Origin of the sequence: Alistipes sp. HGB5 (assembly GCF_000183485.2) — a bacterium.
GTDB lineage: Bacteria > Bacteroidota > Bacteroidia > Bacteroidales > Rikenellaceae > Alistipes > Alistipes finegoldii.
This window is the reverse complement of the sequence record NZ_AENZ01000067.1, coordinates 26,162-34,284: the sequence shown is the minus strand read 5'-3', so window position 1 is coordinate 34,284 and position 8,123 is coordinate 26,162. Positions and strand designations below refer to the sequence as shown.

Genomic DNA, 8,123 nt, shown 5'->3' with positions numbered 1-8,123 from the left:
TTGACATAATTTTTAAGGAGATATAAATTGAACATTCTATAATTGCGTCACAGAAAATGAAGAACTGCATACTGATACTTGTTGTTGGCTTAATGATGCTTGGATGTGGCAATAGACAAGTAAAGCAGATTGAGCAGACAGAAAAGGATTCAATTGAAATTACAATCAAGACATCTTATGATACCGTCCATTTCAAGTTTAAGTGGAGAAATGCCGATTCTATCCCTTACTTATTTGGGAAGCCGTCGAAAGACAAGATAGCTGAATATCAACGGCGATTCGACAGTTTGCATCTTACTGAACGTTACGGATTTTATGATAGAATCGAGTATTTCCGAGATATACCCCATATTATTGCGGTAAATGATTTTGTTGCATTGTGGTTTGCGAATGGAACAACACCTTATCAAGATGATTTAGATATGATTCTTTGGCGCATTAATGAATGTTACCCTCTTAATTGTTCCACCACGGAAATAGAACGTTATCAAAGACTTTCGGAACAAATTGATTCATTATTATCCTACTCACTCGGTTCGCAATGGGATTATAATATGCACGCATCGTTGGCGACCAAATTACAGGAATGCAAGGTGGTATTTTATAACTATCGACTGTTGGATTGTAACAATGAGTTTAAGGATATTTTAGCGTCGGAACATTGTGCATGGAAAGAATATGAAGAAACCTTATATGATGTATGCGATAAAATAGTTGTCGGGAAACATGGTGGGTCTGGAGCACCAATGGCGTATGGCGATTTCTTCATAGAAAGCTATAAGCAGAGATTGATTTCATTATTGGATTACTATTTTATTTTGGGTGATTCCAATTATCAGCCGACAGAACGACATAGGTTGATTCCAGATAAAATGATACATAGAGCATATTCGGATTTCTTTGATGTGATTAATTCAGATTATGAGGAATATAGCGTGGAAGAAAAGCGATGTGCATTAAAAAATGATATGCGCTATTGGGATAAATGGATGGCTGAACGTAGAAAAGTATCAGCACAATTACCGATGCCATTCAAAAAAGTTTATGACAATTGTACGAATAATCTCAAACGGAGAAAATTGATTCAAATAAAGAGTAGATATTTGGGATATGGAATATGTAGCGGTTTTGAGTTGGATTGCATATTAAAAAAGGATTGCTCCGATGAAGAACTGTTTAACTATGATTATCAAACACGATACGATGCTTTGTTAATCAAGTGACATAATTTTTAAGGGCTATATAAAATGAATTTTTTGAAATTGCGTCACACGGTCAATTAAAGTACTTGTAGCATATATCCTCGGCCATACGGTCGGGGATTTTTTCTTTATAGAAACAAAAGCTACTGAAAATTGCCGAAAACAGACGAACGGCGAGAGGGAAAAATTTTTCGCCGATTTCCTACCACATAAACTTTATCCATTTATCAATATTAATTTATTAACTGCAAACAAGTTACACCAATATTTCTGTTATACACTTTGTTATACACTTTACCTTATTAGCCCTTTGCACTCGCAATCGGATAACGATTGATGCCTCTTTAGCTCAGTTGGTTACGGACGAAAACGAAGTTTTTGTCCGCGCAGGAGACACGACACTCTTAATGTTGGGGTCCAGGGTTCGAGCCCCTGAGGGGGTACAGAAAATGCTAAAAGCCGGCACAAATAAGTGCCAAACAACGGCCAAAGCAACGTAAAAGCCTTATAGTTGTCTACTATAAGGCTTTTTTCTTTTGCGGTTACGACAGCAGAATGCCAAACTGCGACAAAAAATCGTTACTAATTCGTAACCAAAACCCAAAAATATTTTTGGTTACGAATTTTCCCCGATTTTGGTTACGAATTCCTTGAAAAGTCCGTCAGTTGTCCGCTGATTGTCAGAGTTTTAAGGCACAATTAGACTAATTTTGTAACCAAAAAAAGTAACCATGAAAAACACATTTAGCGTGCTTTTTTATGTAAAAAAGCAACAGAAAAAGAGCGGATTATTGCCCATTATGGGGCGTATTACTGTCAATAAGCAGACGACACAATTCTTCACGCAGTTGGAAATTGACCCGCAAACTACGGAATGGGACAGCAAAACAAAGAAAATCAATGGAAAGGGAGCAAGTTCCCTAAATAGCCAACTGCGCAATATCGAAGCAAGAATCAGAACTACCTATCAGGAAATGTTTCTGCGCGGTCCTGTGCTGTCTGCCGAGCAAGTTAAAAATGCTTTTTTAGGGATTGATGATTCCAGCACTACCCTATTAAGCGTTTTCCAAGAGTACAAGCAACATCAAAAGGATATGATCGGCAAATGCCGTTCTCTTTCGACCTACAAACGTATTACCCTTGTATATAACCGGGTGGCGGATTTCATCAAGGTAAAACATCACCGTTCGGATATGTACGCCGCGGAGATCGACGGTTCTTTCGTCGATGATTTTTCAGACTATCTATTCACTACGTATAAGGTTTCAAACAATCAAGTTCAAAAAATCATGCAGGTATTCAAACATGTTACAAAAATCTGCATCAAGAAAGGTCTTTTGAAAAAGGACCCGTTCAGCGATTACAAAATTAAGTTTGACCCTGTGGACCCGAATTTCCTGACGGTCGATGAACTTAAATTAATCATCCAAAAGAAATTTTCATTGCGAAGTTTGGAAACGACAAAAGACCTATTCGTATTCAGCTGTTTTACGGGCTTAGCTTTTGTCGATGCCATGAACCTAAAACGTGAAAACATTACGCTTGCTGAAAACGGGGATATGTGGATTAAAATTACCCGTCAGAAAACAAATATTCCGTCGATCATCCCGGTTATGGATATTGCGAAATCCATAATTAAGAAATACGAGAATCAGAATGACAGCTACGTACTACCTCGTTCCCCGCATCAGCACGTAAACGCCTACTTGAAGCAAATTGCAAGTAGTTGCGGCATCAAAAAGAATATGACTTTCCACATGGCCCGGCATACCTATGCCACTACCGCCATGTCTTTCGGCGTTCCTATTGCCACCATCGCCAAGACAATGGGACATGCGAATATGAAAATGACGCAGCACTACGCCCGCGTTCTTCCCGAAAAGATCATCAAAGACATTAACGTTTTGAACACGGCAACGCAAACATTACAAACTCTTTACCAATAAACTACTATATTATGGATGCAGTTCAGACAGCAATCAAAGACAAAATCATCGTTGTTCAGGGTCGTCAGGTGATTCTCGACAGCGACGTAGCAGCCCTTTACGGCGTCGAAACGAAGCGCGTAAACGAAGCGATCAAGAACAACCCCGACAAATTCCCGGACGGGTACATTCTCCAGCTTACCCCGTCAGAATGGGAAGATTTGCGGTCGAAAATTTCGACCACAAAATCCGCAAAGGTCCGCTATGCCCCCAAAGCCTTTACCGAAAAGGGACTTTATATGCTGGCGACAATCCTGAAATCGCCTGTTGCCACACAGACGACAATCGGAATTATCGAAACCTTTGCAAAGGTGAAAGAACTGTCTCGCACGATGTCGGCGTTGCAAGAACCTAACGACCCGCATCTGCAAGAGCGGCTTGCCGAGAAAGGCAGCCGTATCATCAGCGATTTGCTGGACGATACTTTTGAAACCACGCAGTCCGAAACGACAATCGAGTGCAACCTTGTCGTGCTGAAAGTAAAGCATACAATCACCCGCAAACCGAAATAGCAAACACTCAAACGAATAGCCGTCCTGCAATTTCAGGGCGGCTTTTTTCGTTATATTCTGGCTTGTTTAGAATATAAAATCTATATACATTTGCTTCGACTATGAATGAAAACATAAGATTGGAATGGTTTAAACCGGACCTTACTGCACCGTTGGAGGTTCCTCTGATGGATAGCGGCGTACACGCAGGGTTCCCCTCCCCTGCGGACGACAGCATCGAACAACCGCTTGATCTGAATAAATTGGTAGCCCCGAATCCGAACGCTACATTTTTCGCACGTGTTGTCGGGGACAGCATGAAAGACGCGCATATCGAGGAGGGCGATTTGCTGGCGGTCGATAAGTCCGCCGATCCGCTCGATGGGGATGTCGTGGTGTCCTTTATCGACGGGGAATTTACGCTGAAAACGATCCGGTTTAAAGGGGCGCAGGTTTGGCTTGTCCCTGCCAATGAAAAGTACAAGCCTATCGAGGTCACTACGGACTGCGACTTCCGTGTGTGGGGCGTTGTCCGGTATGTAATAAAGAAAGTCAAAAAATAATGTACGGCCTTGCGGACTGCAATAATTTCTACGCATCCTGCGAACGAATGTTCGCCCCCGATCTAAACGGGCGGCCTGTTGTCGTATTGTCGAATAATGACGGGTGCATCATTGCCCGCAGCGATGAAGCAAAAGCGCTCGGTTTGAAGATGGGCGATGCCTATTTTCAGCAGGCTGCATTTCTCCGGCAAAATAATGTCGCTGTCTTTTCTTCCAATCTGGAACTCTACGGGGATATGAGTACGCGGGTTATGAATACCCTTAAATCGTACTCCCCCGCTACCGAGGTCTATTCCATTGACGAAAGTTTCATGGATTTCACGGGCATCGACCCGGCCACGCTGCGGGACTTCGGGCTGGAGATCGTGCAACGAGTGAAAAAGAATACGGGCATCCCGATCAGCTTGGGTATCGCTCCGACCAAAACGCTGGCGAAGATCGCCAGTAAGTTGTGCAAGCAATATCCGAAGCTGGCGGGCTGCTGCTACATGCACCGCCCGGAAGATATAGAGAAAGTACTGCGGCGGTTCCCTATCGGCGACGTATGGGGCATCGGGAGACGCTTCGAAAAGAAGCTGCTGGCCGCGAACGTCGCCACGGCATACGACTTCACGCAGTTATCCCCGGAGTGGGTGCGCCTGAACATGGGCGGCATTACGGCTCTGCGCATGTGGAAAGAGCTGCGGGGCGAAGCTTGTATAGGGTTTGATGATATGCCGCAGCCCAAGCAGCAGATACGCACCTCCCGAACATTTCACAACGACGTTTCCGATTACGGCGAACTGCACCGTAATATCGCGCTTTTCACCGCCACCAGCGCCGAAAAGCTGCGCAAGCAGCAATCCGTCTGCGGGGAAATCCGGGTGTTCATCCTGACGAACCGCCACCGCCCCGACAAGCCGCAAAGCTATGAAAATGCGCTGCTGAAACTGCCCAACCCGACAGACAGCACCATCGAATTGGTAAAATATGCGGGCAAGATACTGCGGGACTTGTACTCCAAAGGCTACGGCTACAAACGTGCGGGCGTGGTTCTTTCGGATATTCGGTCGAACGAAGGAGTACAAATCAATATGTTCGACCCGATTGACCGGGACAAACATACGCGGATCATGGCGGTCATGGACGCCTTGAACAAGACCTACGGCCGAAACAAGATAAGCCTCGCCACGCAGGGCGCGACACCGCCCTACCGCATGAACCGCGAACACCTTTCCCAACGATATACGACCAGTTGGGACGACATTATTCAGGTAAAGGCCATGTAATTTATACAATTAAAGGTTCCGAAATATAGGTGCAGAAATCGTAACTTTCTCCCCATCATTTTTTATCAGAACATCATAGACCCCAAGAAAATGCAATTTCGTATCTACTGATTGCGGTTTAAGCGCAACACTAATACAATCCTTCAGTCGATCGTCTACACGTCCTTGTGAACTCTCGTAAAATATTCCGTCAATAATGGGTTGCACTAACACATCAAACGTAAATTTTGCGGGAATCCAGTACTCTCTGTCTGCATTAACGTTATCTGTAAATTTATGGTGCATATATCGTTGAAAATTTATTATTTCGTCATCAGAATAGAAATCCGCTCCAGCCCTACGCAATTCTTCAATTTCTGCCAAGAAATTCGAAAGTCCATTCGCTACCTGACGATTAATCCCGGACCTGTTTTCACGTAAATCTGGATTTATAATCGTCAATCCGTCAAGTGGTTTATATGATTCCCAACATCCGACAACAGCACGATATTCTTCATCTATCATCGGTCCTCGAAAAAAGGGACAGGCTTCAAATAGCGACAGTATAATACTATTTGTTAGACGCGGGATTTCTTCTTCGTTATCTCGATTTACAAGAACACCATAGAATAAGGGATTATCCGGCATATTCGCCCGTCCGAATTTTTCACAAAGTTGCTGCGGCAAATAGCTGATTTGTTCTTCACTCTGAACTTCATTAAATGATTTTACCTGACGAGCGCGTAATACCAATATCCCGGCAGGCATGGTTATAATTGGCGCAACAATCGGCTGCCCTATCATATCATTAAACGCATCTTCAATATCTTCGAATTGAGCTGCAGGATCATTTTCAATTCGCCGGAGACGACCGATAAGGTTATTCAAGTCAAACATATCGTTCAAATTTTCCATTAAGGTAGTGAAAATATCTTAATGGTAAATAGCATTTTTTTGTATCTTTATCAACGATTTAAAGCGCAAGAATCTACTATGACCAATAAAGACCAACATCCTGCTATTCTATATAAGTACATTGATACCACTGGTGGTTTATCCATGCTGCAAAAAGAAGAATTATGGTTCAGGCGAACAGGCTTTCTGAATGACCCTTACGATTGTTACCTTTCGCACGAATGTCAGGGAAAATACCCGGAATTTAGTGTGTCCTTTGACTTAAATGAACTCACCAAATATTTCGGAATTTGTAGTTTAAGTGAAACTGCTACCACCTTTTTGATGTGGAGTTATTACAACGAGCACAAAGGCATGTGTATAGGTGTCAATATGAAAGACATTTATACCTCTTTAATTAACCATTTTCACGATAAAATCAATAGTTACCTCTCATTCAGAAAGGTTGTATACAAAAATAAACTTCCAGATTTAAATCTTATCAATATAGTACCATTTGACTATCAGACACCCCGGATTGATAACACCCCATCCAAAAAAGCCCAGAACGAAATCAACGGTTTTCTATTGACAAAAGCGAAGTGGTGGGAACATGAAAAGGAGTATCGTCTGATACTGCGGCAAACTCCTAATCCCTATCTGAATTTAGACGAACCGGTAAAATTACAAATGCGTAACTTGATTAATAGAGTGTATTTAGGATGCAAATTTGACGGTAACATAGATACTATAATCAATATAGCAAAAGAAAAGAAATTTGATGTATATAAATTCAGACAACAATCACATACCTATGGATTATATGCAGAGAAATTATACTCTCACAACAATCAATAAAACTTTTTAGCTTAAAAAATAATTATTCATACATTTGTGAAACACTAACCCATTCCTATTATGTATCTCTTCAACAATACTCCCATTCAAACCCGATTCGATGAAAGCGATAAGAAAATCGCATCCGAACTTAACAAAATAACAGATAATGAGCTATTAAATTGCGACTTGCAAAAGATCGCGGACAGAATAGAACAACAATATAGCATTATCTGCGACACGGAGTTTACAACAGAAGATGTTGAGCCAATTAGTTATCTTATGCCCATTTCGCGAGAAGCGTTACGACCAGAATTACGAATTGGTGCAATCCATGAGTTTTATGATTTTGTCGCAGTCGATTATAAATTCAAAATCCAAGGTGATTATACTTTCTTTTTCAATACTCCTACCGATACACACTATGCTCCTATAAAGGGAAGTGCAAATGCAAATGGATTAACCTTAACCATTATAACAGAATATACACGCATCCCACTAAGCGATGAATGGAAAGAACGAGTAAAAGAGGATATTAAATTTCTTGTTTCAGAAGTCAAAACAAGAATTAACCTCTTAAAAGAGGAATGCAAAAAACGCAATGCCAACATCAAGCCAAATGTGTTATCAATTCTCGAAAAAGAAAGGCAGAATTTGATCGAAAAAAAAGCACACGATGCAAAACTTAATCCGTTCAAATAACAAATGTCCAGCCCTGAAAGGCTGGACATTTGTTTTAGTCATCAGGCTGATTGTCCCAGCCGGGGATTATCACCGTGTCTATTCCCACTCCGGGGCACGGTATTTCGTCGATTGTTTCGACCTCTGCCAGCTTGCAGCGGGTCAGGCTGAACAGGGCCAGCAGCACGATTAAAATGCTTACGAATGATTTCCTTTTCATAGC

Annotated in this window: 9 protein-coding genes and 1 tRNA gene; 8 read left to right on the top strand and 2 right to left on the bottom strand. The window is 41.9% G+C overall.

What is annotated here, in order from left to right:
- Positions 1–56 precede the first annotated feature (56 nt).
- From HMPREF9720_RS11665 to HMPREF9720_RS11645, 6 genes are all read left to right on the top strand, one after another.
- Complete coding sequence (locus tag HMPREF9720_RS11665) at positions 57–1,223, top strand: hypothetical protein (protein ID WP_039940584.1); 1,167 nt, start codon at positions 57–59, stop codon at positions 1,221–1,223.
- A 317-nt stretch (positions 1,224–1,540) separates the two neighbouring features.
- Positions 1,541–1,645: transfer RNA gene (locus tag HMPREF9720_RS15690), tRNA-Lys, on the top strand.
- A gap of 288 nt (positions 1,646–1,933) precedes the next feature.
- On the top strand, positions 1,934–3,148 hold the full coding sequence (locus HMPREF9720_RS11660; RefSeq protein WP_009598544.1) for a site-specific integrase: 1,215 nt from the start codon (positions 1,934–1,936) through the stop codon (positions 3,146–3,148).
- An 11-nt stretch (positions 3,149–3,159) separates the two neighbouring features.
- Positions 3,160–3,699, top strand: coding sequence for an ORF6N domain-containing protein (locus HMPREF9720_RS11655; protein WP_009598559.1), 540 nt, complete (start codon positions 3,160–3,162; stop codon positions 3,697–3,699).
- Positions 3,700–3,800: 101 nt separating this feature from the next.
- Positions 3,801–4,241, top strand: coding sequence for a LexA family protein (locus tag HMPREF9720_RS11650; RefSeq protein ID WP_009598571.1), 441 nt, complete (start codon positions 3,801–3,803; stop codon positions 4,239–4,241).
- Positions 4,241–5,509 (top strand): Y-family DNA polymerase, encoded by a 1,269-nt coding sequence (locus tag HMPREF9720_RS11645; RefSeq protein WP_009598553.1) that lies wholly within the window; start codon positions 4,241–4,243, stop codon positions 5,507–5,509. Before HMPREF9720_RS11650 ends, HMPREF9720_RS11645 begins: the two co-directional genes overlap by 1 nt.
- 9 nt (positions 5,510–5,518) lie before the next feature.
- Here HMPREF9720_RS11645 and HMPREF9720_RS11640 read toward each other — a convergent pair whose 3' ends face one another.
- A complete protein-coding gene (locus tag HMPREF9720_RS11640; protein ID WP_014776102.1) occupies positions 5,519–6,385 on the bottom strand; it encodes a hypothetical protein in 867 nt (288 codons plus the stop codon).
- A 39-nt stretch (positions 6,386–6,424) separates the two neighbouring features.
- Here HMPREF9720_RS11640 and HMPREF9720_RS11635 point away from each other — a divergent pair, with 39 nt between their 5' ends.
- Together HMPREF9720_RS11635 and HMPREF9720_RS11630 are read left to right on the top strand one after the other, a co-directional pair.
- Positions 6,425–7,240, top strand: coding sequence for a DUF2971 domain-containing protein (locus HMPREF9720_RS11635; RefSeq protein WP_009598565.1), 816 nt, complete (start codon positions 6,425–6,427; stop codon positions 7,238–7,240).
- A gap of 60 nt (positions 7,241–7,300) precedes the next feature.
- On the top strand, positions 7,301–7,921 hold the full coding sequence (locus HMPREF9720_RS11630) for a hypothetical protein (protein ID WP_009598546.1): 621 nt from the start codon (positions 7,301–7,303) through the stop codon (positions 7,919–7,921).
- Between the two features lie 34 nt (positions 7,922–7,955).
- Here the strand turns inward: HMPREF9720_RS11630 and HMPREF9720_RS15685 are convergent, their stop codons facing one another.
- Complete coding sequence (locus HMPREF9720_RS15685; RefSeq protein ID WP_009598549.1) at positions 7,956–8,120, bottom strand: hypothetical protein; 165 nt, start codon at positions 8,118–8,120, stop codon at positions 7,956–7,958.
- Positions 8,121–8,123 lie beyond the last annotated feature (3 nt).

Coding starts and splice junctions, on each gene's coding strand:
- HMPREF9720_RS11665 (WP_039940584.1), top strand. CDS start 57: ATGAAGAACTGCATACTGATACTTGTTGTTGGCTTAATGATGCTTGGA.
- HMPREF9720_RS11660 (WP_009598544.1), top strand. CDS start 1,934: ATGAAAAACACATTTAGCGTGCTTTTTTATGTAAAAAAGCAACAGAAA.
- HMPREF9720_RS11655 (WP_009598559.1), top strand. CDS start 3,160: ATGGATGCAGTTCAGACAGCAATCAAAGACAAAATCATCGTTGTTCAG.
- HMPREF9720_RS11650 (WP_009598571.1), top strand. CDS start 3,801: ATGAATGAAAACATAAGATTGGAATGGTTTAAACCGGACCTTACTGCA.
- HMPREF9720_RS11645 (WP_009598553.1), top strand. CDS start 4,241: ATGTACGGCCTTGCGGACTGCAATAATTTCTACGCATCCTGCGAACGA.
- HMPREF9720_RS11640 (WP_014776102.1), bottom strand. CDS start 6,385: ATGTTTGACTTGAATAACCTTATCGGTCGTCTCCGGCGAATTGAAAAT.
- HMPREF9720_RS11635 (WP_009598565.1), top strand. CDS start 6,425: ATGGTAAATAGCATTTTTTTGTATCTTTATCAACGATTTAAAGCGCAA.
- HMPREF9720_RS11630 (WP_009598546.1), top strand. CDS start 7,301: ATGTATCTCTTCAACAATACTCCCATTCAAACCCGATTCGATGAAAGC.
- HMPREF9720_RS15685 (WP_009598549.1), bottom strand. CDS start 8,120: ATGAAAAGGAAATCATTCGTAAGCATTTTAATCGTGCTGCTGGCCCTG.